Source organism: Duganella sp. GW821-FHT01E12 (genome assembly GCF_059422325.1).
In genome coordinates this window covers 860,751-886,687 of sequence record NZ_JBWKWR010000002.1, presented here as the reverse complement: position 1 = coordinate 886,687, position 25,937 = coordinate 860,751, and the positions used below count along the sequence as shown (strand labels likewise).

The 25,937-nt window shown below is 64.9% G+C and carries 26 protein-coding genes; 12 read left to right on the top strand and 14 right to left on the bottom strand.

The annotated features are described in order from the left end of the window. The gene (locus tag AC07WS_RS09220) at positions 1-747 is read left to right on the top strand and encodes a lysophospholipid acyltransferase family protein (protein ID WP_494728748.1); all 747 of its coding nucleotides are present in this window, start codon (positions 1-3) and stop codon (positions 745-747) included. Here the strand turns inward: AC07WS_RS09220 and AC07WS_RS09215 are convergent. Further along, complete coding sequence (locus tag AC07WS_RS09215; protein ID WP_494728747.1) at positions 744-1,607, bottom strand: symmetrical bis(5'-nucleosyl)-tetraphosphatase; 864 nt, start codon at positions 1,605-1,607, stop codon at positions 744-746. The genes AC07WS_RS09220 and AC07WS_RS09215 overlap by 4 nt on opposite strands. A 138-nt stretch (positions 1,608-1,745) precedes the next feature. On the opposite strand from AC07WS_RS09215, the gene rfbB reads away from it, so the two are divergent. The 9 genes from rfbB to waaA all read left to right on the top strand — a co-directional run bounded on the left by rfbB (position 1,746) and on the right by waaA (position 10,609). Next, the gene (gene rfbB / locus AC07WS_RS09210; RefSeq protein ID WP_494728746.1) at positions 1,746-2,819 is read left to right on the top strand and encodes a dTDP-glucose 4,6-dehydratase; all 1,074 of its coding nucleotides are present in this window, start codon (positions 1,746-1,748) and stop codon (positions 2,817-2,819) included. Continuing rightward, positions 2,816-3,712, top strand: a complete 897-nt coding sequence (gene rfbA, locus AC07WS_RS09205; RefSeq protein WP_494728745.1) for a glucose-1-phosphate thymidylyltransferase RfbA — start codon at positions 2,816-2,818, stop codon at positions 3,710-3,712. The genes rfbB and rfbA overlap by 4 nt, the downstream gene beginning before the upstream one ends. Next, positions 3,709-4,257: a dTDP-4-dehydrorhamnose 3,5-epimerase gene (gene rfbC / locus AC07WS_RS09200; protein ID WP_494728744.1), complete on the top strand. Its 549-nt coding sequence runs from the start codon at positions 3,709-3,711 to the stop codon at positions 4,255-4,257. The genes rfbA and rfbC overlap by 4 nt, the downstream gene beginning before the upstream one ends. Beyond that, positions 4,254-5,111, top strand: coding sequence for a dTDP-4-dehydrorhamnose reductase (gene rfbD, locus AC07WS_RS09195; protein ID WP_494728743.1), 858 nt, complete (start codon positions 4,254-4,256; stop codon positions 5,109-5,111). The genes rfbC and rfbD overlap by 4 nt, the downstream gene beginning before the upstream one ends. 243 nt (positions 5,112-5,354) lie before the next feature. Then, positions 5,355-6,449, top strand: a complete 1,095-nt coding sequence (locus AC07WS_RS09190; RefSeq protein ID WP_494728742.1) for an MraY family glycosyltransferase — start codon at positions 5,355-5,357, stop codon at positions 6,447-6,449. 66 nt (positions 6,450-6,515) lie between these two features. Beyond that, positions 6,516-6,830 (top strand): H-NS histone family protein, encoded by a 315-nt coding sequence (locus AC07WS_RS09185; protein ID WP_494728741.1) that lies wholly within the window; start codon positions 6,516-6,518, stop codon positions 6,828-6,830. Between the two features lie 80 nt (positions 6,831-6,910). Next, positions 6,911-8,293: a phosphomannomutase/phosphoglucomutase gene (locus AC07WS_RS09180; protein ID WP_494728740.1), complete on the top strand. Its 1,383-nt coding sequence runs from the start codon at positions 6,911-6,913 to the stop codon at positions 8,291-8,293. Positions 8,294-8,297: 4 nt separating this feature from the next. Next, a complete protein-coding gene (gene waaC, locus AC07WS_RS09175; protein ID WP_494728739.1) occupies positions 8,298-9,311 on the top strand; it encodes a lipopolysaccharide heptosyltransferase I in 1,014 nt (337 codons plus the stop codon). Positions 9,312-9,319: 8 nt separating this feature from the next. Continuing rightward, positions 9,320-10,609, top strand: coding sequence for a lipid IV(A) 3-deoxy-D-manno-octulosonic acid transferase (gene waaA, locus AC07WS_RS09170; protein WP_494728738.1), 1,290 nt, complete (start codon positions 9,320-9,322; stop codon positions 10,607-10,609). Here the strand turns inward: waaA and AC07WS_RS09165 are convergent. The 13 genes from AC07WS_RS09165 to AC07WS_RS09105 all read right to left on the bottom strand — a co-directional run bounded on the left by AC07WS_RS09165 (position 10,606) and on the right by AC07WS_RS09105 (position 24,663). Then, a complete protein-coding gene (locus tag AC07WS_RS09165; RefSeq protein ID WP_494728737.1) occupies positions 10,606-11,664 on the bottom strand; it encodes a patatin-like phospholipase family protein in 1,059 nt (352 codons plus the stop codon). The two genes, waaA and AC07WS_RS09165, sit on opposite strands and share 4 nt — an antisense overlap. Before the next feature lie 122 nt (positions 11,665-11,786). Then, a complete protein-coding gene (locus tag AC07WS_RS09160; RefSeq protein WP_494728736.1) occupies positions 11,787-12,341 on the bottom strand; it encodes a cytochrome b in 555 nt (184 codons plus the stop codon). Between the two features lie 38 nt (positions 12,342-12,379). Next, positions 12,380-13,507, bottom strand: a complete 1,128-nt coding sequence (locus tag AC07WS_RS09155; protein WP_494728735.1) for a hypothetical protein — start codon at positions 13,505-13,507, stop codon at positions 12,380-12,382. Positions 13,508-13,513: 6 nt separating this feature from the next. Beyond that, positions 13,514-15,052, bottom strand: coding sequence for a hypothetical protein (locus tag AC07WS_RS09150; protein ID WP_494728734.1), 1,539 nt, complete (start codon positions 15,050-15,052; stop codon positions 13,514-13,516). 110 nt (positions 15,053-15,162) lie between these two features. After that, on the bottom strand, positions 15,163-16,110 hold the full coding sequence (locus tag AC07WS_RS09145; protein WP_494728733.1) for a M48 family metallopeptidase: 948 nt from the start codon (positions 16,108-16,110) through the stop codon (positions 15,163-15,165). A 17-nt stretch (positions 16,111-16,127) separates the two neighbouring features. Next, a complete protein-coding gene (locus tag AC07WS_RS09140) occupies positions 16,128-16,820 on the bottom strand; it encodes a lysophospholipid acyltransferase family protein (protein ID WP_494728940.1) in 693 nt (230 codons plus the stop codon). Positions 16,821-16,886: 66 nt separating this feature from the next. Continuing rightward, a complete protein-coding gene (gene gmhB, locus AC07WS_RS09135; RefSeq protein ID WP_494728732.1) occupies positions 16,887-17,453 on the bottom strand; it encodes a D-glycero-beta-D-manno-heptose 1,7-bisphosphate 7-phosphatase in 567 nt (188 codons plus the stop codon). Positions 17,454-17,468: 15 nt separating this feature from the next. Beyond that, entirely contained in the window at positions 17,469-19,577 is a 2,109-nt protein-coding gene (gene glyS, locus AC07WS_RS09130; RefSeq protein ID WP_494728731.1) for a glycine--tRNA ligase subunit beta, read from the bottom strand. 14 nt (positions 19,578-19,591) lie between these two features. Beyond that, positions 19,592-20,506: a glycine--tRNA ligase subunit alpha gene (glyQ, locus tag AC07WS_RS09125; protein ID WP_494728730.1), complete on the bottom strand. Its 915-nt coding sequence runs from the start codon at positions 20,504-20,506 to the stop codon at positions 19,592-19,594. A 90-nt stretch (positions 20,507-20,596) separates the two neighbouring features. Then, positions 20,597-22,168 (bottom strand): apolipoprotein N-acyltransferase, encoded by a 1,572-nt coding sequence (gene lnt / locus AC07WS_RS09120; RefSeq protein WP_494728729.1) that lies wholly within the window; start codon positions 22,166-22,168, stop codon positions 20,597-20,599. Continuing rightward, entirely contained in the window at positions 22,168-23,052 is an 885-nt protein-coding gene (locus AC07WS_RS09115) for a CorC family transporter (protein ID WP_494728728.1), read from the bottom strand. The genes lnt and AC07WS_RS09115 overlap by 1 nt, the downstream gene beginning before the upstream one ends. Before the next feature lie 89 nt (positions 23,053-23,141). Further along, positions 23,142-23,606, bottom strand: coding sequence for an rRNA maturation RNase YbeY (gene ybeY / locus AC07WS_RS09110; protein ID WP_161089245.1), 465 nt, complete (start codon positions 23,604-23,606; stop codon positions 23,142-23,144). Continuing rightward, entirely contained in the window at positions 23,590-24,663 is a 1,074-nt protein-coding gene (locus AC07WS_RS09105; protein ID WP_494728939.1) for a PhoH family protein, read from the bottom strand. The genes ybeY and AC07WS_RS09105 overlap by 17 nt, the downstream gene beginning before the upstream one ends. 149 nt (positions 24,664-24,812) lie before the next feature. Here AC07WS_RS09105 and AC07WS_RS09100 point away from each other — a divergent pair, with 149 nt between their 5' ends. Together AC07WS_RS09100 and AC07WS_RS09095 are read left to right on the top strand one after the other, a co-directional pair. Then, positions 24,813-25,151, top strand: coding sequence for a hypothetical protein (locus AC07WS_RS09100; protein ID WP_494728727.1), 339 nt, complete (start codon positions 24,813-24,815; stop codon positions 25,149-25,151). A 396-nt stretch (positions 25,152-25,547) separates the two neighbouring features. Further along, on the top strand, positions 25,548-25,880 hold the full coding sequence (locus tag AC07WS_RS09095; RefSeq protein WP_008451968.1) for a hypothetical protein: 333 nt from the start codon (positions 25,548-25,550) through the stop codon (positions 25,878-25,880). The last annotated feature ends 57 nt before the right edge of the window (positions 25,881-25,937 follow it).

Genomic DNA, 25,937 nt, shown 5'->3' with positions numbered 1-25,937 from the left:
ATGAAGCTGACGATGATCTTCCGCCTGGCGCGGGTGTTTCTGCATGTGCTGCGCGGAATGGCGATCTGCGCGACGGTGTTTCCCTGGATAGGCCAGGACCGGCGTAACGGCCACATCCGCCGCTGGTCGACCCGGCTGCTGGCGATGTGCAATGTGACGGTGGAGCAGGGCGGCGGCGTGCCGCTGCTGGAGCGGGCGATGGTGGTGGCCAACCACGTGTCGTGGCTGGACATCTTCGTCATCCACAGCCTGCATCCCAGCCATTTCGTGGCCAAGGCCGAGATCCGCTCGTGGCCGCTGGCCGGCTGGCTGGCGGAAAAGGCCGGCACGGTCTTCATCGCGCGCGGCAACCGGCGCGACCTGCGGCACATCTTCAAGGGACTGGTGCACAGCCTGGAGCGCGGCGAGCGCGTGGCCTTCTTCCCGGAGGGGACCACGGCCGCGCAGGGCAGCCTGCTGCCGTTCCACGCCAACCTGTTCGAGGCGGCCATCGACGCCAAGGTGCCGGTGCAGCCGGTCGCCCTGTCGTACCGCGATGCTTCGGGCGCCTCGCATCCGTCGGTCGATTTCATCGGCGAGACCAGCTTCGCCGAGAGCATCATGCTGATCCTGGACGGCCCGCCGGTGACGGCGCGCTTGACGATACTGCCGGCCATAGCCAGCGTCGGCGCGCACCGGCGCGAACTGGCCGAGACGTCGCACCAGGCCGTCGCCGCCGCGCTGGGCGTGGCGGCAAGCCCGCACTAGCCCTTCTTGCCGCCGTGCTGCTGGAACTCCGGGCACCGCACCTGCAGCAGGCTGCGGTCTTCCAGGCACACGGCGGACAGCTGCCCGCCCCACACGCAGCCGCTGTCGAGGCCGATCAAATGCGGCTTCAGCACCAGCCCCAGCGCCGACCAGTGGCCGAACGCCACCGTGTCCTTGCGGCTGCGCCGGCCCGGCACCTCGAACCACGGCATCAGGCCCGAGCCCGGCTCGGCCGTGCCGCTTTCCTTCAGCTTGAAATCCATCCTGCCGTCGGCGCTGCAGAAGCGCAGCCGCGTCATGGCGTTGATGATGCAGCGCAGCCGGTCCGCGCCCTGCAGCGCGTCGCTCCACTGGTCGGGCAGGTTGCCGTACATCTCGGCCAGGAACTCGGCCAGGCCGGGGCCGCGCAGCATCTGCTGCACCTCGCCGGCCAGCGCCATCGCCTGCGCCGCCGTCCACTGCGGCAGCAGGCCGGCGTGCACCAGCACATGGCCCTGGGTGTGGATGGCCAGCGGCCGGCGCCGCAGCCAATCGATCAGCTCGTCGCGGTCGGGCGCGTGCAGGATCTCGGCCAGCGTGTCGGACTTGTGCTCGGGCCGGATGCCGTAGGCCACCGCCAGCAAATGCAGGTCGTGATTGCCGAGCACGCTGTCGACGCGGCCGCCGCTGGCCATCGCCAGCGCCCGCACGTGGCGCAGCGTGGCCAGCGAGTCGGGGCCGCGATTGATCAGGTCGCCAGCGAAGAAGATGCGGTGCTCGACGCCGGGGTCGCGCAGCTCGGCGTCGGCGTTGACGCTCTCCAGCAGGGAAAGTGTTTGCTCATGGCAACCTTGAAGGTCGCCAATCAGGTAGGTTCTCATTGTTTGACGTGTTTGCCTTAGCCGTACGTGAAATATCGCCAAAAAGGTCCGGCACGCGAACGAATTTTCTCACCAGCGAGCGCAAGATCACATAAAATTGAAGGCATTGCTAAATTAACTTGCTCTACGGGATACTAAATGATTTTTGTGACGGGTGGTGCTGGTTTTATTGGATCAAATTTTGTATTGGACTGGCTGGCACAAAGCGATGAACCGGTACTCAACTACGACAAGCTCACCTATGCGGGCAATCTGAACAATCTGGCCTCGCTCAAGCAGGACGCGCGCCACACCTTTGTGCGCGGCGACATCTGCGACCAGGCCCAGGTGCTGGCGCTGTTCCAGCAGCACAAGCCGCGCGCGGTGGTGCACTTCGCGGCCGAGAGCCATGTGGACCGTTCCATCCTCGGCCCGGGCGAGTTCATCAACACCAACATCAACGGCACCTTCAGCCTGCTGGAAGCGGCGCGCGCCTACTGGTCGTCGCTGCCGGACGACGAGAAGGCCGCCTTCCGCTTCCTGCACGTGTCCACCGACGAGGTGTACGGCACGCTGGGCCCGGACGACGCGCCGTTCAGCGAGACCACCGCGTTCGCGCCGAACAGCCCGTACTCGGCGTCCAAGGCCGCCTCCGACCACCTGGTGCGTTCCTACCACCACACCTACGGCCTGCCGGTGCTGACCACCAACTGCTCCAACAACTACGGGCCGTACCACTTCCCGGAAAAGCTGATCCCGCTGATCATCGCCAACGCGCAGGCCGGCAAGCCGCTGCCGATCTACGGCGACGGCCAGCAGGTGCGCGACTGGCTGTACGTGAGCGACCACTGCGCCGCGATCCGCCGCGTGCTGGAGGCCGGCCGCCTGGGCGAGACCTACAACGTCGGCGGCTGGAACGAGATGGCCAATCTGGACGTGGTGCACACGCTGTGCGACATGCTGGACAAATTGAAACCGAGAGCGGACGGCGCCAGCTACCGCGCGCAGATCACCTACGTCAAGGACCGCCCGGGCCACGACCGCCGCTACGCCATCGACGCCCGCAAGCTGGAGCGCGAACTGGGCTGGAAACCGGCCGAGACCTTCCAGACCGGCATCGCCAAGACCGTGCAGTGGTACCTGGACAACCAGGCCTGGGTGGCCGACGTGCAGTCGGGCAGCTACGCCAAGTGGGTGGAAACCAATTACTTTAATCGCGAAGGCCAGCAATGAGCATCCCTAACCGCAAAGGCATAATCCTGGCCGGTGGCTCCGGCACCCGGCTGTATCCGGTGACGATGAGCGTCTCCAAGCAGCTGCTGCCGATCTACGACAAGCCGATGATCTACCATCCGCTGACGGTGCTGATGTTGGCCGGCATGACCGAGATCCTGCTGATCTCGACGCCACAGGACACGCCGCGCTTCCAGGACCTGCTGGGCGACGGCAGCCAGTGGGGCATCAGCATCAGCTACGCGGTGCAGCCCTCGCCGGACGGCCTGGCGCAGGCCTTCATCATCGGCAAGGAATTCGTCGGCGACTCGCCGTCCGCGCTGATCCTGGGCGACAACATCTACTACGGCAACGACCTCGACGCGCTGCTGCGCCACGCCACCGAGCAGACCAGCGGCGCCACCGTGTTCGCCTACCACGTGCAGGACCCGGAACGCTACGGCGTGGTCGAGTTCGACGCCGACCGCACCGCCGTGTCGATCGAGGAAAAGCCGCTCAAGCCGAAATCGAACTACGCCGTCACCGGCCTGTACTTCTACGACAACCAGGTGTGCGACATCGCCGCCGGCATCAAGCCGTCCGCGCGCGGCGAGCTGGAGATCACCGACGTCAACCGCGTCTACCTGGAGAAGCAGCAGCTCAACGTCGAGGTGATGGGGCGCGGCATGGCCTGGCTCGACACCGGCACCCACGAGTCGCTGCTGGACGCGTCGCAGTTCATCGCCACCATTGAAAAACGCCAGGGCCTGAAAGTGGCTTGCCCGGAAGAGATCGCCTACCGCAAGGGCTATATCGACGCCGCCCAGCTGCGCAAGCTGGCCGAGCCGCTGAAGAAGAACAACTACGGCCAGTACCTGCTGCAGATCCTCGAAGACAAGGTCGTGCCACGATGAAGGTCATCGCTACACCGCTGGAGGGCTTGCTGGTGCTGGAGCCGCGCGTGTTCGGCGACGACCGCGGCTTCTTCTACGAGAGTTTCAACGCCCGCCGTTTCGCCGAGCTGACCGGCGTGACCCTGCCCTTCGTGCAGGACAATCATTCGCGCTCGGCCAAGGGCGTGCTGCGCGGCCTGCACTACCAGATCCAGCAGGCGCAGGGCAAGCTGGTGCGCGCCACCGCCGGCAGCGTGTACGACGTCGCCGTGGATCTGCGCAAGAGTTCGCCGACCTTCGGCCAGTGGTTCGGCATCGAACTGTCGGCCGAGAACAAGAAGCAGATGTGGATACCGCCCGGCTTCGCGCACGGCTTCGTGGTCACCAGCGAGGCCGCAGAATTCCTCTACAAGACCACCGACTACTGGGCGCCCGAGCACGAGCGCGCGGTGCTGTGGAACGACCCGGCCATCGGCATCGAATGGCCGGCGCTGGACGCGGCGCCGCTGCTGTCCGGTAAAGACCAGGCCGCCGTGCTGCTGGCCGACGCCGAGGTGTTTGCATGAAAATCCTGCTGACCGGCAGTACCGGCCAGGTGGGATACGAACTGGCGCGCAGCCTGCAGGGCATAGGCGAAGTGGTGGCGGTGGACCGCAATGTGATGGACTTGTCCGACCTGGACCAGGTGCGCGACGTGATCCGCCGCGAAAAACCGGGGCTGATCGTCAATCCGGCCGCCTACACGGCGGTGGACAAGGCCGAGAGCGAGCCCGAACTGGCGCACCGCGTCAACGCCGAGGCGCCGGGCCTGATGGCGCAGGAGGCCAGGCTGCTGGGCGCGGCCATGGTGCACTACTCCACCGACTACGTGTTCGACGGCAGCGCGCCGTCTGCGCGGGTGGAGGACGACCCGACCGGCCCGCTCAACGTCTACGGCGCCAGCAAGCTGGCCGGCGAACAAGCCATCGCGGCGGCCGGCATTCCGCACCTGATCTTCCGCACCAGCTGGGTGTACGGCATGCGCGGCAAGAACTTCCTGCTGACCATGCTGCGCCTGGCCAGGGAACGCGACGAGCTGCGCGTGGTGGCCGACCAGCACGGCGCGCCGACCTGGAGCCGCACCATCGCCGACACCACCGCGCTGGTGCTGTCGCAGGCCCATGCGGGTGGACGCGAGTGGTGGGTGCAGAACAGCGGCGTCTACCACCTGAGCGCGCAGGGCCAGACCACCTGGTTCGACTTCACCCGGGCCATCGTCGAGGCGGCCGGGCTGGAGTGCCGCGTGCTGCCGATCACCAGCGCCGAGTATCCGGTGCCGGCCAAGCGCCCGCAGTACTCGGTGATGTCGTCCGAGCGGCTGATGGCGCGCTTCTGCCACTTGCCGGACTGGAAACAAGCCCTGCATTTGTGCATGGGCTGAGTTGTATCGGTTGGTAAGCAATTCCACCCTATCCCTACGCTGCTGCTATCATGCCGACGCGCCGCGACAGCGCGCCGGCATGCATGGCCGTGCCCGGCGTTGCAAAACTGTCTAATGTTGCATGCGGATTGCCGATGGCCGGCCATCAATTCAGGTCCGGCAGGTTTAATCCGGTACAATCGCGAGTTAGCGTGCAATCCATCCTTATCGGTTAGCGCACCCGGTAATTTTGTATAGAAAAATATGTTTTCCTTTTTACTGAGCTTTGTCGCTTCCGCGCTGCTAACCCTGCTGGTGATTAAAGAAGCGAGATTGCACGGTCCTGCGCTCGATTCCGATTTCATGGGCGTGCAAAAAGTGCACGCCCACCATGTCGCCCGGATTGGCGGCTTATCGATATTCTTATCGGTGGCGCTGAGTTCTTTCATTTCCATTTGGCGGGTGCCGGCCATGACGCAATGGCTGATGTCGCTATTGGCCTGCTCGGCGGTCGCCTTTGTCGGCGGCATCGTCGAGGATTACACCGGCCGCGTCAGCGCCGCGCGCCGCCTGGTGCTGACCATGGCCGCCGCCGCGCTGGGCTATTTCCTGCTCGACGCCCGCGTCGACCGCATCGACTGGGCGTTTTCCGCCTGGCCGCTGCAATACATGTGGCTGACCCTGCCGCTGACGGTGCTGGCCGTGGCCGGCATCGCCAACGCGGTCAACATCATCGACGGTTTCAACGGCCTGGCCAGCGTGGTGTGCATCTGCATGCTGCTGTCGCTGGGCTACGTGGCGCTGCAGGTCAACGACATGTTCGTGCTGATCGCCGCGCTGATGGTGGCGGGCGCCACCGCCGGCTTCCTGATCTGGAACTACCCGGTCGGCATGATCTTCCTGGGCGACGGCGGCGCGTATTTTATCGGCTTCATGCTGGGCGAACTGGCTTTATTGCTGGTGATGCGCAATCCGCAAGTTTCCACCTGGTACGCGGCGCTGTTATTAATCTATCCGACGTTTGAAACATTATTTTCCGTTTATCGACGAATGTTTGTCCGTGGAAAGTCGCCGGCCATGCCGGACGGCATCCATTTGCATAGCCTGATCTTCCGCCGCATCGTGCAATGGGCGGTCGGCCGCAAAGAGGCGCGCGCGCTGATACGCCGTAATTCGATGACGTCGCCGTATCTATGGCTGTTTTCGCTGATGGCGGTGATACCGGCCACGGTATTGTGGCGCTATACCTGGGCATTAATGGTTTTCTGTATTTTGTTTATCAGCAGTTACATCTGGATTTATGTGCGCATCGTCCGATTTAAAGCGCCGCGCTGGATGATACGCCATAAGAAAACCTGATTTTTTTATGTTGATGTAATATATTCCGGCCGGGCTTTATATCACCTCACTTAAAAGGAATATCCTATGGATCTGTCGAATATGTCCTCCGCGGATTTGCGTAATCTGCAAGAACAAGTTAAACGCGAATTAAAACAGCGCGAAAGCCAGGACCTGGCCAAGGCGCGCGAGCAGATACTGGCCATCGCCCAGAGCGTGGGCGTGCCCTTGAAAGACCTGGTGGGCGCCGGCGGCGGCAGCCGCGGCAAAACCGGCAGCGTGGCGCCGCGCTACCGCAACCCGGCCGACCCCACCCAGTTGTGGACCGGCCGCGGCCGCCAGCCCAAATGGGTCAAGGAGTGGCTGGAAGCCGGTAAAGACATCGCCGGCTTAAAGGTTTAAACTGCTGGCACTTCGATCACCCGGCGGCCGGATAGGCTGGCCGCCGGCTTCAACCTTCCTCGCAACTACATTCCCACACTATGGTTTCCTTATCTAAAACGATCTTCAAGGCTTACGACATCCGCGGCATCATCGATAAAACCCTGGATGCGGGCGTCGCGCGCCAGATCGGCCAGGCCTTCGGCCAGGCGGCGCTGGCCAAGGGCGAAAAGAAAGTCGTGATCGGCCGCGACGGCCGCCTGTCCGGCCCGGTGCTGGCGGCGGCCCTGGCCGAAGGCCTGCAAGCGGCCGGTGTGGATGTGATCGACCTGGGCGTGGTGGCCACGCCGATGGTCTATTTCGGCACCAATGTGCTGGGCGCCGCGTCCGGCATCATGGTCACCGGCAGCCACAATCCGCCGGACTACAACGGCTTCAAGATGGTGCTGGCCGGCGAGGCCATCCACGGCGAAGCCATCACCGCGCTGTACCAGCGCATCGTCGACCATGACGGTTCGTCGGCCGCCAGCAAGGGCGCCTACAGCACCCACGACATCCGCGCCCAGTACCTGGAGCGCATCATCGGCGACGTCAAGCTGGCGCGTCCGATCAAGATCGCGGTGGACTGCGGCAACGGCGTGGCCGGCGCGTTCGCGGGCGACCTGTTCCGTGGCATGGGTTGCGAAGTGGTCGAACTATTCTGCGAAGTGGACGGCAACTTCCCCAACCACCATCCCGATCCCGCGCATCCGGAAAACCTGCAGGACCTGATCCGCTGCCTGCAGGAGACCGACGCCGAGCTGGGCATCGCCTTCGACGGCGACGGCGACCGCCTGGGCGTGGTCACCAAGGATGGCCAGATCATCTACCCCGACCGCCAGATGATGCTGTTCGCGGCGGACGTGCTGAGCCGCCATCCGGGCGAGCAGATTCTGTACGACGTCAAGTGCACCCGCCATCTGGCGCCGTGGATCAGCAAGCACGGCGGCGTGCCGCTGATGTACAAGACCGGCCACTCGCTGGTCAAGGCCAAGCTGCGCGAGACCGGCGCCCCGCTGGGCGGCGAGATGAGCGGCCACATCTTCTTCAAGGACCGCTGGTACGGTTTCGACGACGGCCTGTATTCCGGCGCCCGCCTGCTGGAGATCCTGACCCGCGAAGCCGATCCGTCCAAGCTGCTGAACTCGCTGCCGCAGTCGGACAGCACGCCCGAGCTGCATCTGCACCTGAGCGAAGGCGAGAACGTCGTCGTCATGGACAAGCTGCGCAGCGACGCCAAGTTCCCCGGCAATGTGCAGATCATCACCATCGACGGCCTGCGCGTGGAGTACGAGGACGGCTTCGGCCTGGCGCGTTCGTCCAACACCACGCCGGTGATCGTGATGCGCTTCGAGGCCGAAACGCCGGCCGCGCTGGCGCGCATCCAGGGCCAGTTCAAGAGCGTGATCCTGGCCGCCAAGCCGGACGCGGAACTGCCGTTCTAAGCGCATGACAGCGCAAACGGGCGGCCGCAAGCCGCTGAACATTCTGCTGGTGCGCGTCTCCTCGCTGGGCGACGTGCTGCACAACCTGCCGATGGTGGCCGATATCGCCCGCCATTTCCCGGACGCGAACATCGACTGGGTGGTGGAGGAGGGCTACGTCAGCCTGGTGCGGCTCAACGCGCGCGTGCGCACCATCATTCCGTTTGCGCTGCGGCGCTGGCGCAAGAGCCTCGGCAAGCCCGAGACGCGCGCCGAGATCAAGAGCTTCTTCCGCACCCTGCGCCAGCAGCAGTACGACTACGTGTTCGACACGCAGGGATTGCTCAAGACCGGCATCATCATGGGCGCGGCCCGGGTGGTGAAGGGCGGCCGCAAGGTCGGCCTGGCCAACGGCAGCGAAGGCTCCGGCTACGAAGGTATCTCGCGCATCTTCCACAACCTGAGCATCCCGACCGATCCGCGCACGCACGCGGTGGCGCGCGGCCGCCTGGTGGCCGGCGCGGCGCTGGGCTACGCGGTTGACACGCCGGCCGATTTCGGCCTGCCGGAGGTGTCGGCCGGCGAGCCGCGTCCCGACTGGATGCCGGCCGAGCCTTACGCCGTCTATTTCCACGGCACCGCGCGCGACCCGAAGAAATGGGCGCCGGAGAACTGGATAGTGCTGGGCCGCGAACTGGCGCCCATGCCCATCCTGTTGCCCTGGGGCTCGCCGAAGGAAAAGGCCGAAGCCGAAGTGCTGGCCGCCGGCCTGCCGAACGCGCGCGTGCTGCCGAAACTGTCGATGGCAGATGCCATGCTGCTGGCGCGCCACGCCGGCCTGGTGATCGGCGTCGACACGGGACTGACCCATATCGCCGCTGCCTTCGTGCGGCCGACGGTGGAGATCTACGCCGATTCTCCGCGCTGGAAGACCGAGGGCAACTGGTCGCCGCGCATCATCAACCTGGGCGACCGCGGCACGCCGCCATCGGTGGCCGAAGTGCTGTCCGCGGCCCGCAGCCTGCTGGCGCGGGCGTAAAAAACTTTATGCGTATTTTCTATTCCGTGATGTGGTGGCTGGCCTTGCCGCTGGTGCTGACCCGCCTGTGGCTGCGTGGCCGCAAGGAGCCCGGCTACCGCCAGCACTGGGGCGAGCGCCTGGGCTTCTACAGCGGCGCCGCTTCCTCCGCGCCGACGCTGTGGGTACACGCCGTCTCCGTCGGCGAAACGCGCGCCGCCGAGCCCTTGATCGACGCGCTGCTGGCCGAGTATCCGCACAGCCGCATCGTCCTCACCCACATGACGCCGACCGGCCGCGCCACCGGCAAGACGCTGTTCGCCAAACACGGCGCGCGGCTGGTGCAATCGTATCTGCCGTATGACACGGCGACGATGGTGGGCAGCTTCATCAAACATTTCAAGCCCGCGGTCTGCATCCTGATGGAGACCGAGGTGTGGCCGAACCTGATTGCGGTGTGCGGCAAGCGCGGCGTGCCGGTGGTGCTGGCCAACGCCCGCCTGTCGGAACGCTCGCTGCGCAGGTCGCGCCGCTTCGGCTCCCTGCTGGTGGACGCGGCGCGCGGCATCTCGCTGGTGGCCGCGCAGACGGCGGCCGACGCGGAGCGCGTGCGCTCGCTGGGCGTGCGGCGTGTGGAGATCACCGGCAGCATCAAGTTCGACGTGGTGGTGCCGGATGCGGCGCTGGCCATCGGCGCGGCGCTGCGCGGCGTGACCGGCGGCCGTCCGGTGCTGCTGTGCGCCAGCACGCGCGAGGGCGAGGAGGAGTTGATACTCGACGCCTTCCGCCGCGAGCGCGCCGCGCTGCCGGCCAATGTGCTGCTGCTGATCGTGCCGCGCCATCCGCAGCGTTTCGACGAGGTGGAGAGGATGGTGGGTGCGCACGGCTTGAACGTGCAGCGCCGCAGCAAGCTTGCGCTGGACGGCAACGATGCCGTGCTGCCGGGCTTTGTCGATGTGCTGCTGGGCGATTCGATGGGCGAGATGTTCGCCTACTACGCGGCCTGCGATGTGGCCTTCGTCGGCGGCAGCCTGCTGCCTTTGGGTGGCCAGAATTTGATCGAGCCGGCGGCGCTGGGCAAGCCGGTGCTGATCGGGCCTCACACCTTCAACTTCGCGCTGGTGACGGAAGACGCGCTGGCGGCAGGCGGCGCGCAACGCGTCGCCGACGCGGCGCAGCTGATGTCCGCCGCAGGGCGTTTGCTGAACGACGACGCGGCGCGCGCCGCGATGGGCCGCAACGCGCTGGCCTTCGCCAACCAGCATCGCGGCGCCACGCGCCGCACGCTGGCCCTGCTGCCGCCGCTGGTCAAGCTTTAACCCGCAAGCTCCGCCTCTTCCGCGTAGCGCAGCACCGTCGAGTGCTGGCGGCAGAAGCGCGTCGCTGCCTTGTAGCCGATATCGAACAGGAACTGCATGTTCGACGTCGACCAGTCCATCGTGTTCGGCATGTGATCGTCCGGCACGGCGGCCATCAGCTCCAGCTTGAGCATGCGCCGTTTCGGCAGGCCGGTCTTGCGGTCGGTGTTGTGTTCCAGCTCGAACAGGCGGATCTGGTTCTGCGAAATCTTCACCAGCGGCGTGATCATCGAACCCACCCACGCGTCGTACAGGTTGCGCGGCTTGCGCAGCAGGCGCTCGTCGCCGAGGATGTCGAGCACGATCAGCGTGTCGGTGTCGTGGTGCTCGCCCTTGCCTTCGATGAAGGGATCGAAGTTCAAGGTCTCCAGCGCGGCGCCTTCGATGTATTCCTCGCCGTCGATTTCGGTCGGCGCGTACAGGAAGGGGAAGGACAGCGCGGCGCGCACATGCTCCGCCTTGATTTCATGCTTGTCCCAGATCGTCATGCGATGCTGGTTCAGGTTGTAGGCGTTGATGTAGAACTCCGGCTTCATGCCGGCGATGGCGGAGAAATCGACCGCGCCTTCCAGGAAGGGCGCATGCGCGCACAGGCCCAGGCTCTTGGCCGACAGGTTGGACGGCGACATGGTCGACATCAGCAGCTGGGTCCAGTCGGTCCATGGCACTTGGCCGAAAACATTTTGCATCGCACCAAAGACCGGATGGCTGGTGGCCGGCGCGAAAGCGTTGCGGAAGGCGTCCGCCTCCTGGCCCGGTTTATGGAAGACCTTGTAATTCACCGGCATCATCTTGTAGATGCTGTCGGAGACGCCGGTGTCGGCCCAGCGTTTCAGCGCCTGGCGGGGCGAGCCTTCCAGCGGCGCCGCGTACAGCAAGCCCATCAGAACGCCCGCGCCCGAGGCGGAAATTACGTCGAATTCGACTTCCTGGTCGAGGAAGGCAGCCAGCGCGCCGGCGATCAGAGGCGAGTTCGGCGCGCCTCCACCCAAGACCAGGCCGGTCTTCTTTTTCATGGTTTGTTGCATTTAATTTATCCCTTATGCGGCAGTGCAGCACAAGTTATCACGACAAATTCCGTGGGGCAACTTTTATTATGAAATGAAGGATATTTGCGGAATGGATAACTGTCTTGTCTTTATGTTGATTCCGGGGCGCGGCCCAGCATGCGCTTGAGGGTGGCGTCCTTGTCGAGCAGATGGTGCTTGAGCGCGGCGGCGGCGTGCAGCGCGATCAGCGCCAGCAGCAGATAGCCGAGGAAGCCGTGCATGGTCTGGCCGATGTCGGACCAGCGGGCGCTGAGCGGCACGGCCTGCCCGGCGACTTCGTGGCTGGGGAAAATCTGCCAATCGAAAACGCCGAAGCCGTGGCCGCTGGCGCCGGAGTACAGCATGCCGGTCAGCGGCAGCACGACGGTCAGGACCAGCAGCACCACGTGCGCCGCCACGGCGGTGACATGCTCCAGCCGCGACACCGGGCGCACCGGCTGCGGCAAGCCATTGCGCCAGCGCCAGGCCAGCCGCGCCAGGATCGCCGCGAACGCCAGCAGGCCTATCGATTTGTGGATGTCGTACAGATGCCAGGATTCGGTCTCGACCATGTAGATGCCGAGCGCGATCAGGCCGATGATGCTGGTCGCCACCAGCCAGTGCAGAACGATGGTGGTGCGGCTGAAGTTTGTTTTGGTATCCATGGCGACAAGTTACATTCGCATTGACCAAACGTCAACTGCTAGAAGGCCCAATACATGGCCGTCTCCAGGCTGAATGCATGCGCCTCGCTGAGCGGCAAGCGGTCGGTGCGCACACGCAGGCGGAGCGGGCCTTGTTCGTAGCCCAGCCCCACCATGTTGAAACGCGTGTCATAGCTGGTGCTGAAGGTTCCCCATTGGCTGGCGTAGCTGGCGATGGCTTCCGGGATGGTGGTGCCGGCGATGCGCTGCGCACCGGCCCGCAGCGCCCACTGCTGGTAGCGGTAAGTGAGGTTGAGCGCGGTGCTGGCGCCGATGGTGCCGGTGCGCTCGATCAGGCTGTTCTGGCCGACGGCCTGCGGCTTATAGTTGATGTAGCCGTCGCCATCGACCGTCTGCACGTCGGAGGCGATGCGTTGCACCATCGACGGCAGATTGGTCCAGCGCATGCGGCTCCACAGGTCGTTGACGGCCAGGTTGGCGGTGAGCTGGCTGCTCAGCGGCCATTGCAGCGCGGCCGAGACGCTGGCGCCCGACGATTTTTGCGCCGACTCCGGCATGAACGGATAGCTGTAGTCCGTCTTCGAGTTCGTGTACGCGCCGTCGATCCGGTACGCGGTCTCGGGCTTGTAGCTCACCACTCCGGACGCGCTGCTGTCGTGGTTGCGGGCGTGCCCGTACACGGCGGCCGACACCATCAGCAAGGGCTGGCCCGCGCCCAAGTCGGGCAGGGCGAAGGTGCGGCCCACGCGCGCGCCCGCTGCCGCCCATTGCTTCGATTGGGCATCCACCGTCAAATCGAGAGCCTTGCCGGGCGCCTTGTGGCTTTGATAGAGATGGTACAGCTCCACCGTGTCGCGGCTCGCCTGCAGCGATCCTTCCAGCCGGTACTCCGCGCCGATGCGCCAGCCGTCTTTCTCCACGCCGAATTCCACGCGGTCCCGCTGCAGGAAGACGTTGCGGCCGTTGCGCGGGGCGTAGCCATCACCCCAGTCGCGGCCAAGTTCGCGGATCGGCACGGCGTCGTAGGCCGCCCAGGCCTGTGCCTTGGCGTAGGGTTGCCACGCGGCGCTGGGGGCGCGCAGTGCGATGTCGCTGTCGGCGACGGCTGTCTGCGCCGCCGCCCCGTTTGCCGCAAGCAGGGCGCCCAGTAAGGAAATCAAACGCATGATGGATCAGTTCAGCGTCTCGAAAGTGCCATCGATGTAGGTGATCACCCGGGTGGTGGTATCGATCTGCGCGGTCTTGCTGTTGTTCTTGTAGACGTCGACCAGCTTGGCGCCGCCCACCAGCGTGACCGAGACACCCGTGGCGCTGGCGATATGGGTCGTTCCGGGCGCTGCGGTGTTGCCGTCGAACGTGATGACGTTGGCGCCGTCGTTGTAGCTGCCATTGAATTCGGCGGTCTGGTAGCTGGTGTCACGCTCGGAAAACGCGACGGCCAGCACGGGGCGGCCGACGATCTTCAGGTTGCCTTTGAACGAAGTGGTGGTAGGGGCGAAATTGGTCGCCGACTGCGGCGCCCAGCTGTCGTAGTTCTTGTAGTTCGACACTTCGACCGTGAAGACGCCGCTGAAGTTCTCCGCACGGCTGTTGGTGAAGCTGCCGCTGAACTGTGTGTAGGTTGGCTGGTAGTGACTGCCGTATTTGTCGGTATCGAACTTATTGAGGGACAGGGTGCCGCTGACGGTGTTGTTGGCCGTTGTGACTTCGATGTCCAGCTTGGCTTCGGCGACTTGGTACGTGTTGCCGCTGACGGAAGCGCGGACGAAGGATGTGTCGGCAAGCTTGACGGTGCCAAGCGCCGCCCCGTTTTTGACCGCGCTGATGCTGCCGGAGAGCGCGTAGTTGTTGATGCCGGCTGCCTGCGCCGCGGTGGCGGCTTTGACATGCCACGTTTCATAGTCGCTGAGCACGGCGCCGGCGGCGTCGGTGTGCGCGGGCATGGTGCCGTCGATCTGCGCTGCGGTGACGATATCGCCGTTGATCCGGTAGCCGATGGTGCCGTGCGCTGCGCTGCCGATGGGGGTCTGGTCGCTCAAGGCGCGGAAGTTGGAGGGGCCATACCAATCCCTCTGATATTCCTGCGAGAAGCGCACCGTCTGGGTGGTGTAGGCGAAGTTGCCGCTGGCTGCCGGCACCAGCGTGATGCTTTTGCTGATGAGTGTGCGGGTATAGAGGCCGCCCGATGCCGATTGGCGATCCGAACCTTGGACGGCCATGCCGCTCATCGTGCAGGAGACGCTTTGCGGCGTTACGGACGATACGTCGCGGCTGGTCATGGCGACGGTCGCCGCCGCATCCTTGTACAGCGTGCACCCGCCCATTGACGCCCCTGAGTGGCTGTCCCTGACGGTAATGGCAGTGGATTTCTTCTGGATGAAGTCGCTGTAGAGCTTGATGCCGCTGAGGGAGACGCTGATCCAGTTGGCCAGGTTCTGGTCCAGCGGCGATGTGGCGCTGTCGAAATCGGCCTTCATCGCGTCCGTGCTGTTGCGCAGGCCGCCGCCGTCCTTGTTTGCGTCGGACCAGGCTTGCAGGTTGGTGCGCAGGCTGGTGAACAGGGCTTTCGTGTCGGCCACCGGGCTGGCTGACGGCGGAGTAGGCTGCACGACCACCGAACCGGCGTCGGTGGCGGAGGTGCTGCCGCCACCTCCACCACCACAGGCGGCCAAGGTGGAAGTGAGTGCGCAGGCGAGGGCGAGTTTGGTCAAATTCATTGCAGTAGTTAAATAATAGTTTTCCTACTATCAATTATAACCTATGCAATTAGTTGTCCTTTGTAAATTAAGTTATTGACAGCCTTGCGGAAACGGCAAGCGTGCTAGAGGAACAGCACCGGCAGCTCCTGCGCGCGCTTGCGCAGCAGGTTCTTGGCTTCCTCGTACTCGGGGTAGATCAGGCCCACCGTGTTCCAGAACTGCGCGCTGTGGTTCATCTCCAAAATGTGCGACAGCTCGTGCGCGATCACGTAGTCGATCAGCGGCTGCGAGAAGTGGATCAGCTTCCAGTTCAGGCGGATCTTGCGGTCCACCGTGCACGAACCCCAGCGCGTGCCCGCCGACGACAGGCCGAACGAGTGGTAGCGTACCCCCAGCCGTTCCGCGTACATGTCCAGCCGCTGTTCGAACAGCAGCTTGGCCTCCTGCTGGTACCACGACTTCACGCGCTCCTTCAACAGCGTCTCGGTGGCGCCGGGCACCAGCACCATCGACAGCTCGCGCGTGGCGGGGTTGTAGCTGCTGCGATTGCGTCCGCCCACCAGCAGCCGCAGCGTGATGTCGGCGCCCAGATACGGCAGCTGCGCGCCGTCCACCCACTCCACCGGCGGCTTCTCCAGCCGCGCGGCGCGGCGTTCGCGGCGCTCTTTCAGCTTGCTCAGTATCCAGTGCTGCTTGGTGCGGATGGCGTTGTCGATTTCGGCGATGCTGATGCGCTTGGGCGCCGTCACGCGCAGGCCCTCGTCGTCGATCATGAAGCCGATCGAGCGGCGGGTCGAGCGGCGCAGCGAATATTCGAGCACGAAGTCGCCCACCATCAGCTGGCGCTTGGGCAGCAGGTCCGGCGGCGGCGGCGTCTGCGCGCGCGGCTTGACCGGCACGGCGGTCTGCGGCGGCGCGACGTAGGGCGAAACGGGGGGAGGTTTATTCGAGGTGGGCGAGGTCGGAATCGACCATACCGGCGCGGTGTACACGGCTTTGGGAGACGACTGCGCCTCCCGTCCAAACAGGTCCAGTTGGCTGGCGTCGTCTTGCGGCGACGCCGGCTTCACCAGCGTGGCTAAATCATCTAGCCAGCGTTGTAGGCGTGGGGCGAAATGACGCGCATTTCTGATTCTATCCAATTTTCCACCTGTTGCATCATGCCGTCCGGGGTCAGGCCTTCCGGAGAAATCGGTTTGCCTATCGATACTGTAACAAGCCCTGGGCGCTTGATGAAAGAATTTTTTGGCCAGCACTCGCCGGAGTTGTGGGCAATCGGCACAACCACCGCGCCGGTCTCGATGGCCAGGCGCGTGCCGCCGCTCTTGTACTTGCCGGCCTTGCCGACCGGGATGCGCGTCCCTTCCGGGAACATGATAATCCATTGGCCGTCGGCGAGCCGGCGCTTGCCGTGGCGGACCACGTCCTGGAAGGCGTACTTGCCCTGCTTGCGGTCGATCGGAATCATGCGCAGCAGCGCCATCGCCCAGCCGAAGAAGGGAATGTACAGGATCTCCTTCTTGAACACGAACACCAGCGGACGCGGCATGTTAGGCAGCAGGAAGATGGTCTCCCACGCCGACTGGTGCTTCGACAGCACCACGGCCGGCGCGTCCGGGAAGTTCTCGGCGCCCTTGATTTGGTAGCGGATGCCGCAGATGACCTTGAGGCACCAGATCATGAACACATTCCAGCGTCCGGTGATGTAGAAGCGCTGGTTGTACGGCAGCGGCGCGGCCAGCAGGCACACGCAGGCCCAGACGATGGTCGATACCACCATGACGATGGTGAAAATCAGGGAACGCAGAAACAAGACGGGATGACCCAATGCAGACTCCAAAACTGTTTAGCTAACGACGTGCAGCGCCGGCGGGGCGCTGGTTTTCAGCAGGTGATTGACCATCGAGGCCAGGTCGGGGAACACCATGGTGCCGGGCGGCAGTCCGCCGGTGGCCTGGGTTTTCTCGCCCTTGCCGGTCAGGACCAGGTAAGGCACGCAGCCGCTGACATAGCCGGCCTGCAGGTCGCGCAGCGAATCGCCGACGGTCGGCACGCCTTTCAGGCTGATTTTATAGCGTTGCGAGATTTCCGTGAACATGCCGGGCTTGGGCTTGCGGCAATCGCAGGCGTCGGCCGCGGCGTGCGGGCAGAAGAAGACGGCGTCGATGCTGGCGCCCACTTGCTGCGCCAGGTTGTGCATCTTCTGGTGGATCGCGTTCAGGATCGCCATGTCGAAGAATTCGCGGGCGATGCCCGACTGGTTCGACGCCACCACCACGCGGTAACCCGCCTGGTTCAGGCGGGCGATCGCTTCGAGCGAGCCGGGTACCGGAATCCACTCGGCCGGCGACTTGATGAAGTCCGGCGAATCATGGTTGATGACGCCGTCGCGATCGAGGATGATCAGTTTCATGGACGGCCCACCCATTTAGGCCGCCAGCTTCGAAATGTCGGCCACGCGGTTCATCATGCCGTGCAACGACGACAGCAGGGCCAGGCGGTTGTTGCGCAGCGCGACATCCTCGGCCATGACCATCACGTCGTTGAAGAAGGCGTCGACCTCCTCGCGCAGCTGGGCCAGCGTCTTGAGCGTGCCGGCGAAGTCGCCTTTGTTGAAGGCGGCATCGATTTCCGGCAGCACGCGCACCACGGCGGCGTTGAGGTTCTTCTCGGCGGCGTCCTGCAGCAGCGCGACGTTGACGCCGGTGTTGCCGGCGGCGGCCAGCGCTTCCTCGTTCTTCTTCAGGATGTTGGTGATGCGCTTGTTGGCGGCGGCCAGCGAGGCCGATTCCGGCAGCGCGGCGAAGGCTTGCACGGCCTCCAGGCGCTGCACGATGTCGTCCAGGCGATCGGGATTCTGGGCGACCACCGCTTCGATTTCGTTCGGCGAGAAGCCCCGCTCGCGCAGGATGCCGCGCAGGCGGTCGATCATGAAGGTGTAGACGTCGGCGCTCGGGTCCTTGAAGCCGGCCACGGAGGCGAACAGCTGCGCGGCGTGCGACAGCAGGGCGGAAATCGACAGCGGCAGGCGCTTTTCGATCAGCATGCGCAGCACGCCCAGCGCGTGGCGGCGCAGCGCGAACGGATCCTTGTCGCCGGTCGGCGCCAGGCCGATGGCCCAGATGCCGACCAGGGTTTCGAGCTTGTCGGCCAGCGCCACGGCGGTGCCGGTGACGGTGGACGGCAGGGCGTCGCCGGCGAAGCGCGGCTGGTAGTGCTCGGACGCGGCCAGCGCCACGTCTTCCGGCTCGCCGTCGTTGCGGGCGTAGTAGGTGCCCATGATGCCTTGCAGCTCGGGGAACTCGCCGACCATCTCGGTGACCAGGTCGGCCTTCGACAGCTTGGCCGCGCGGGTGGCCAGCGCGGCGTCGCCGCCGATGGCGCCGGCGATGAAGGCTGCCAGTGCGGCCACGCGCTCGCCGCGTGCGGCCTGCGTGCCCAGCTTGTTGTGATAGACGATTTTTTCCAGCAGCGGCAGGCGCGATTCCAGCGTCTTCTTCTTGTCCTGCTCGAAGAAGAACTTGGCGTCGGACAGGCGCGGACGCACCACGCGCTCGTTGCCGTCGATGATGGCGGCCGGCGTGTCGGTTGCGATGTTGGAGACGATCAGGAAGCGCGAGCGCAGCTTGCCGTTGGCGTCGGTCAGCGCGAAGTATTTCTGGTTGGTCTGCATGGTCAGGATCAGGCATTCCTGCGGCACGGCCAGGTATTCCTCCTCGAACTTGCACTCGTAGACCACCGGCCATTCGACCAGCGCGGCCACTTCGTCCAGCAGGGCTTCAGGCATCAGCACCGTGTCGGCGCCGGCCTTGGCCAGCAGTTCGGCGCGGATTTTCTCCTTGCGGTCCTCGACGCCGGCCAGCACCTTGCCTTCGGTCGCCAAGGTGGCGGCGTAGCTGTCGGCGTTGGCGATGGTGACCATGCGCTGGCCCGGCGCGGTCAGGAAGCGGTGGCCTTCGCTGACGTTCGACGCGGTCAGGCCCAGCAGGGTCAATGGCAGCACGGTGGCGCCGTGCAGCGCGATCAGGCTGTGGGCCGGACGCACGAACTGCACGGTGGCGCCGTCCGGACGCTGATAAGCCATCACCTTGGGAATCGGCAGCTTGGCGACCGACTCCTCCAGCGCGGCCTGCAGGCCTGCCTGCAGCGCGCTGCCGGTGGCGGTGTAGGTGTAGAAGAAGCTTTCGGCCTTGCCGTCCTGCGCGCGTTCCAGGTCGGCCACGGTCAGGTCGGGGAAGCCCAGCGCGGCCAACTTCTTGGCCAGCGGCGGCGTGCCGTTGCCGGCCGCGTCCAGCGCCACCGACACCGGCAGCACTTTTTCGCGGATCGATTTGTCCGGCGAGGTGGCGCGCACCTTGGTGATGGAGACGGCCAGGCGGCGCGGCGAGGCGTACGAGGTGGCGACGCTGTCGGCTTCCAGGAAGTCGCGCGATTTCAGGCCGTTGACGATGCCGTCCGCGAAAGCCTTGCCCAGTTTGGCGAGCGCCTTCGGCGGCAGTTCTTCGGTCAGCAGTTCGATGAGCAGAGTTTGAGTCATATTATTTATATCGTTTATTCAGCGGCGACGGCAGCGGCGGGGGCCATCGGGAAGCCCAGGCGCTCACGCGAATCGTAGTAGGCTTGCGCGACCAGGCGCGACAGGGCGCGCACGCGGCCGATGTAGGCGGCGCGTTCGGTCACGGAGATGGCGCCGCGCGCGTCCAGCAGGTTGAAGCTGTGCGAGGCCTTCATGATCTGCTCGTACGCGGGCAGGGTCAGTTGCAGCTCGATCAGGCGCTTGGCTTCCGATTCGTGGTTGTTGAACTGGGTGAACAGCAGCTCGGTGTTCGAGTGCTCGAAGTTGTAGGCCGACTGCTCCACCTCGTTCTGGTGGAAGACGTCGCCGTACTTCAGCGTTTTCGTTACGCCGTTTTCTTCCCAGGTGGTCCACACCAGGTCGTACATGTTCTCGACGCCCTGCAGGTACATCGCCAGGCGTTCGATGCCGTAGGTGATCTCGCCCAGCACCGGCTTGCAATCGAGGCCGCCGACTTGCTGGAAGTAGGTGAACTGCGTCACCTCCATGCCGTTCAGCCAGACCTCCCAACCCAGGCCCCAGGCGCCCAGGGTCGGCGATTCCCAGTCGTCCTCGACGAAGCGGACGTCGTTCTGCTTCAGGTCCAGGCCCAGCGCTTCCAGCGAACCGAGGTACAGGTCCAGGATGTTTTCCGGCGCCGGCTTCATCACCACCTGGTACTGGTAGTAGTGCTGGCCACGGTTCGGGTTTTCGCCGTAGCGGCCGTCCTTCGGGCGGCGCGATGGCTGCACATAGGCCGCGCGCCAAGGCTCGGGACCGATCGCGCGCAGGAAGGTTCCGGTGTGGAAGGTGCCGGCGCCGACTTCCATGTCGTAGGGCTGGAGCAGGGCGCAGCCTTGCTTGTCCCAGTAGGTTTGCAAGGTCAGGATAATTTGTTGAAATGTCAGCATCTTGTGTAGTCGGTGGCGCGGCCAGAGGCGCGCGGTTGCAGTTTCGCTAAAGGGGCAATTTTAGCGGGTTTTACCGGGAGCCTGTAGAGATTAAGCGGCTTTAGGGCGGTTTTTTGCGCGCCGCCCCCAAAACCACGCGCCGACCAGCGACAGCGCGGCCAGCGCCAGGAACAGCTTGTTCCCCCACAGGATGTAGGGCGTGCTGCCGGCCGTGCCCTGCACCGTGGCCGCCAGCACGCCGTAGGTGTCCACGGGCAGCTGCTGCACCACTTTGCCTTCGCCATTGATGATGGCGGTGGCGCCGGTGTTGGTCGCGCGCAGCATCGGGCGGCCGGTCTCCAGCGTGCGCATTTGCGAGATCTGCAAATGCTGGGGAATGGCGATCGTGTCGCCAAACCAGGCCAGGTTCGAGATGTTGAGCAGCATGGTGGCCGGCTTCTGGCCCTGCGCCGGCTTGTTCAGCTGGGCGGCGATCTCTTCGCCGAACAAGTCCTCGTAGCAGATGTTGGGCAGCACGCGCTGGTCCTTGATCGCGAACGCGGGCTGGATGTCGCGGCCGCTGGTCTGGTCGCCCAGCGGGATCGACATCAGGTTGACGAACCAGCGGAAGCCGAACGGGATGAACTCGCCATACGGCACCAGGTGGTGCTTGTCGTAGCGGTAGTAGCTGCTGCCCAGCCTGGACGGGATGCCGATCGCGCTGTTGAAGTAGGCGGTCTGGCTGTCGGCCACCGGGATGCCCAGGATCAGGTTGCTGTTGGTCTTGTTGAGGAACTGGGCGATGCCGGACAGGTAGTCGGGGGGCAGCTGCTGCGGCAGCATGACGATGGCCGTCTCCGGCGTGGCGATCAGGTCGGCAGGCGCGGCCGTGATGGCGTCCTGGTACAGCTTGAGCGCCGACATCACGCGCGAGCCGTTGAATTTTTCATCCTGCGGGATGTTCCCTTGCAGCAGGCGCACCGAGATCGGCTTGCCTTCCGGGTAGGTCCAGTGCAGCAGGCCCAGCGCGACGCCGGCCACGCAGATGGCGACGATCAGCCCGGCCGCGCGCAGGCGCGTGCGGTGCAGCAGCAACAGCAGCGCGCCGGCGATCACCGCCGCCAGCCAGCCGAGGCCGTACATGCCGATCAGCGGCGCGTAGCCGGCCAGCGGGCTGTGGTTGTGGGCGTAGCCGGCCGACAGCCACGGGAAGCCGGTGAACAGCCATCCTCGTATCCATTCGAACAGCGACCACATGGCGGGCAGCACCAGCAGGTTGGCGGCCGGCAGCGGCAGCGCCCAGCGCTTGCGCAGCCAGGCCGCGCCGCCCATCGCCAGCGCCACGTAGAAGCCCATGCCCCAGGCCAGCAGCAGCACGGCGGCCGCGGCCAGCGGGGCCGGCATGGCGCCGTAGGTGTGCATCGAAACGTAGAGCCAGTGGACGCCGGCGGCGGTCCAGCCGAAGCCGAAGGCCCAGCCGATCAGGCCGGCGGCCTTGACGTCGCTGCTGCGCAGCACCTGGTAGAACAAGGTCGCCAGGCCGAGGATCTCCAGCGGCCACCAGCCGAACGGGGCGAAGGCGAACACGCACAGCGCGCCGGCCACGGCGGTGATGGCCATGCGGCCACGGGTGGAGCGTTGCGGCTTGGGCGGATCGTTCGGGTTGGCGCGGCGAAAACGCATCAGGCGTCGTCGCCGGCTTCAACGGCGGGCGGCAGTTTTTCCACCAGCAGCACGTGGATCTGGCGGGCGTCGGCGCGCAGCACTTCGAAGCGCAGGCCTTCCATGTCGAACACGTCGCCCTTGTGCGGCATGCGCGCCAGGTGCTTGGCGACCAGGCCGCCGATGGTGTCGACGTCGTCGTCCGGCAGCGCGGTGTCGAGCTCGTCGTTGAACTGTTCGATCTCGGTCAGCGCCTTGATGCGCCAGCGCGGGCCGTGCACGCCCTCCTTGATCGACAGGATGTTGTCCTCTTCCTCGTCGAAGTCGTACTCGTCCTCGATGTCGCCGACGATCTGCTCCAGCACGTCCTCGATGGTGATCAGGCCGGCCACGCCGCTGTACTCGTCGACCACGATGGCCATGTGGTTGTGGTTGGCGCGGAAGTCGCGCAGCAGCACGTTCAGGCGTTTCGATTCGGGGATGAAGATGGCGGGGCGCAGCATGTCGCGCACGTCGAACGATTCCTCGGCGTAGTAGCGCAGCAGGTCCTTGGCCAGCAGGATGCCGATCACCTTGTCGCGTTCGCCCTCGATGGCGGGGAAGCGCGAGTGGGCGGTGGCCAGCACCTGCGGCATCCATTCCTCGATGGGCTTGGAGATGTCGATGACATCCATCTGCGAGCGGGGGATCATGATGTCGCGGGCGGACAGGTCCGACACCTGGAACACGCCTTCGATCATCGACAGGGCGTCGGCGTCGATCAGGTTGCGTTCGTGGGCGTCATGCAGAACTTCGAGCAGTTCCGCGCGGTTCTCTGGCTCGGGGGAAATCAGTGCGGTCAAGCGTTCAAACAGCGACCGGTGGGGTTTGGCGTCAGTCTTGACGCCACTAGAGTGCTCTTGCATAGGAGGCGTGAGCCATTGTTTCGAAGGGGTATAGGATACACCAAATGGGGAGGCGGGGCCGATTTTGTCAAAAAGGCAGCGCCCGTCGCTCAGTCGGCGTAGGGATCGGCGTAGCCCAGGCCGGCCAGGATTTCCGTTTCGATGCCTTCCATTTCGGCCGCTTCCTCGTCGTCCATGTGGTCGTAGCCCTGCGCGTGCAGCACGCCGTGGACGATCAGGTGGGCCGCGTGTTCTTCCACGGTTTTCTTTTGCTCGGCCGCCTCCCGCTCCAGCACGTCGGTGCAGAGGATGATGTCGGCCTGGGTCGGCGCGTCGTCGGGCAACTCTTCGCCTTCGTTGTAGGCGAAGGTCAGCACGTTGGTGGCGTAGTCTTTCTCGCGGTAGTCGCGGTTCAGCGTGCGGCCTTCCTCGGCGTCGACGAAGCGTATCGTCAGCTCGGCCGGCGCGAACAGCGCGGCCTGCACCCAGCGGCGGATCTTGGGACGGGTCAGGCTTTCCTGCAGGCGGGCGTCGGGATATTGCACCGACAGCGTCAGTTTATTTTTTGCGGACATTTTTGAGAGCTGTGGCTTTGAGGAGAGGAGCGATTTCCGCTTCGTGGTTGTGCGCGGTTTCGTAGGCGTCGACGATGCGCGCCACCAGCGGATGGCGCACCACGTCCTCGCTGTTGAAGTGGCTGAAGGCGATGCCGCGCACTTCCTTCAGCACCTGGATGGCATCCACCAGGCCGCTCTTCTGGCTCTTGTGCAGGTCGACCTGGGTGACGTCGCCCGTGACCACGGCCTTGCTGCCGAAGCCGATGCGGGTCAGGAACATCTTCATCTGCTCGACCGTGGTGTTCTGCGCCTCGTCGAGGATGACGAAGGCGTGGTTGAGCGTGCGCCCGCGCATATAGGCCAGCGGCGCGATCTCGATCACCTGCTTCTCGAACATCTTCTGCGTGCGGTCGAAGCCGAGCAGGTCGTACAGCGCGTCGTACAGCGGGCGCAGATAGGGATCGACCTTCTGCGCCAGGTCGCCCGGCAGGAAGCCCAAGCGCTCGCCCGCTTCGACGGCGGGGCGGGTCAGGATGATGCGCTTGACGGCGTCGCGTTCGAGCGCGTCGACCGCGCAGGCTACCGCCAGATAGGTCTTGCCGGTGCCGGCCGGGCCGACGCCGAAGCTGATGTCGTGCTCGAGGATGTTGCGCAGGTAGCGGATCTGGTGCGGCGTGCGGCCGCGCAAGTCGGCGCGGCGGGTCTTCAGGATCGGACTGTTGATGTCGGGCTCGACGAACGGCGCCTCGACCGCGCGCGGCTGGTCCGGCGCGGACGGCGAGGCGACGGCGGCCGCGGCCAGGCCGGCGCGCTGTTCGACCAGGGCCAGCTGCACTTCCTCGATCGGCACGATCTTGTTGGCGACCGCGTAGAACTGTTCCAGGATCTGCACCGCCCGTTCGGCGTTGTGGCCGCTGACGATGAACTTTTCGCCGCGGCGGAAAATGGTGACGTCCAGCGCGGCGGAAATCTGGCGCAGGTTTTCGTCGAGGGGGCCGCACAAATGGGCCAGGCGCGCGTTATCGAGCGGCTCCGGGACGAAGTAGTACGGTTGGACTGGCGTTTTGGTTTTCAATGGCATGCTTTATGAGAGAGGCCGGCAGTGCCGGCACAGGCGATAGTTTAACGTAATTTGCCGCCGCCAGACGCGATAAGGCTTGATTTTGGGCGCGCTGCCTTCTACATTGAAAGCGTAGCCTGCGGGCAATTTTCAGCGAGGGAGACATGGCAGCCAATACGATTTCGTCGTCGCGCATCAGCACCCCGCTCGACAGCGTGCAGGCGGCCAACCAGCGCGAGACCCGCGTCAACCGCGAGCGCCAGCGCGGCGAGCAGGCCGGCGCGGCCGAGCGCGCCGACCGGGCGCAACGCAGCACCGAGTCCGAGCGCGCGGTGCAGAACCGGGTGGAGCAGAACGCCGACGCCCAGCGCACCCGCGCCCAGGCCAACGACGACGCCGCCGCGCTGCAACGGCGCCAGGCGCAGGCCGCCGACAAGCATACCCAGCAGGATCGCCGCCAGAGCGATAAGACCGTCGGCCGCCACATCGACACCACCGCCTGATCTGGCTTTACCCCGCACAGCCAAGCGGGGTCAGCCCCGTGCGGGGTCTGACCCCTAAGTGCGCCGGCATGCGTTATGGCTCCGGCCGGCGGGGTTGCCTGTCCGTGTAAAGCTGAACTTGCTTTGTGTAACAGTTTCCTACAAGTTCTTGCGTGCGACACACTCCAGCCCCATGTGATGAAATAGCATTGTTGCTAAGGTTTCTAGCTCGTGATTGATGTCGAACAATCTTCGCTCGGCGTACAGCGGCGGAAACAGGCCCTTTTGAGCATAGAATTATCTTGCACGAAAGGCAACCGGCAGAGGCTAGCTGAAACAAAAACTTAGTCCAAGGAATCTAAGTTGCGCTTAAGTTCAGGCCTGCACACTTCATTCACCCAACCAACGAGGAAAATCATGGCACACCACGCTCTCGCTTCCCAGGAAAGCTACAACCCCAACCATCTCCTGGACATCTTGCTCGGCAAGATGCAACTGAAAAACGACGCAGCGCTGTCGCGCCTGCTGGAAGTCGCGCCGCCGGTCATCAGCAAGATCCGCCACCACCGCTTGCCGGTCGGCGCCTCGCTGCTGATCCGTATGCACGAAGTGACCGGCATGAGCATCCGCGACCTGCGCGACTTGATGGGCGACCGCCGCACCAAGTACCGCCTGTCCGACGCCCAGGGCCGACCAAAGCCGGAAGAGCGCACCGAAAAGGCCGAGGCCGGAAACTACGCGCGTCACTAATGCGCCCGCACGCCTGCTCCTGCCGTTGCCGTGGCTGATTTCAGCCCGGCCGGCAGG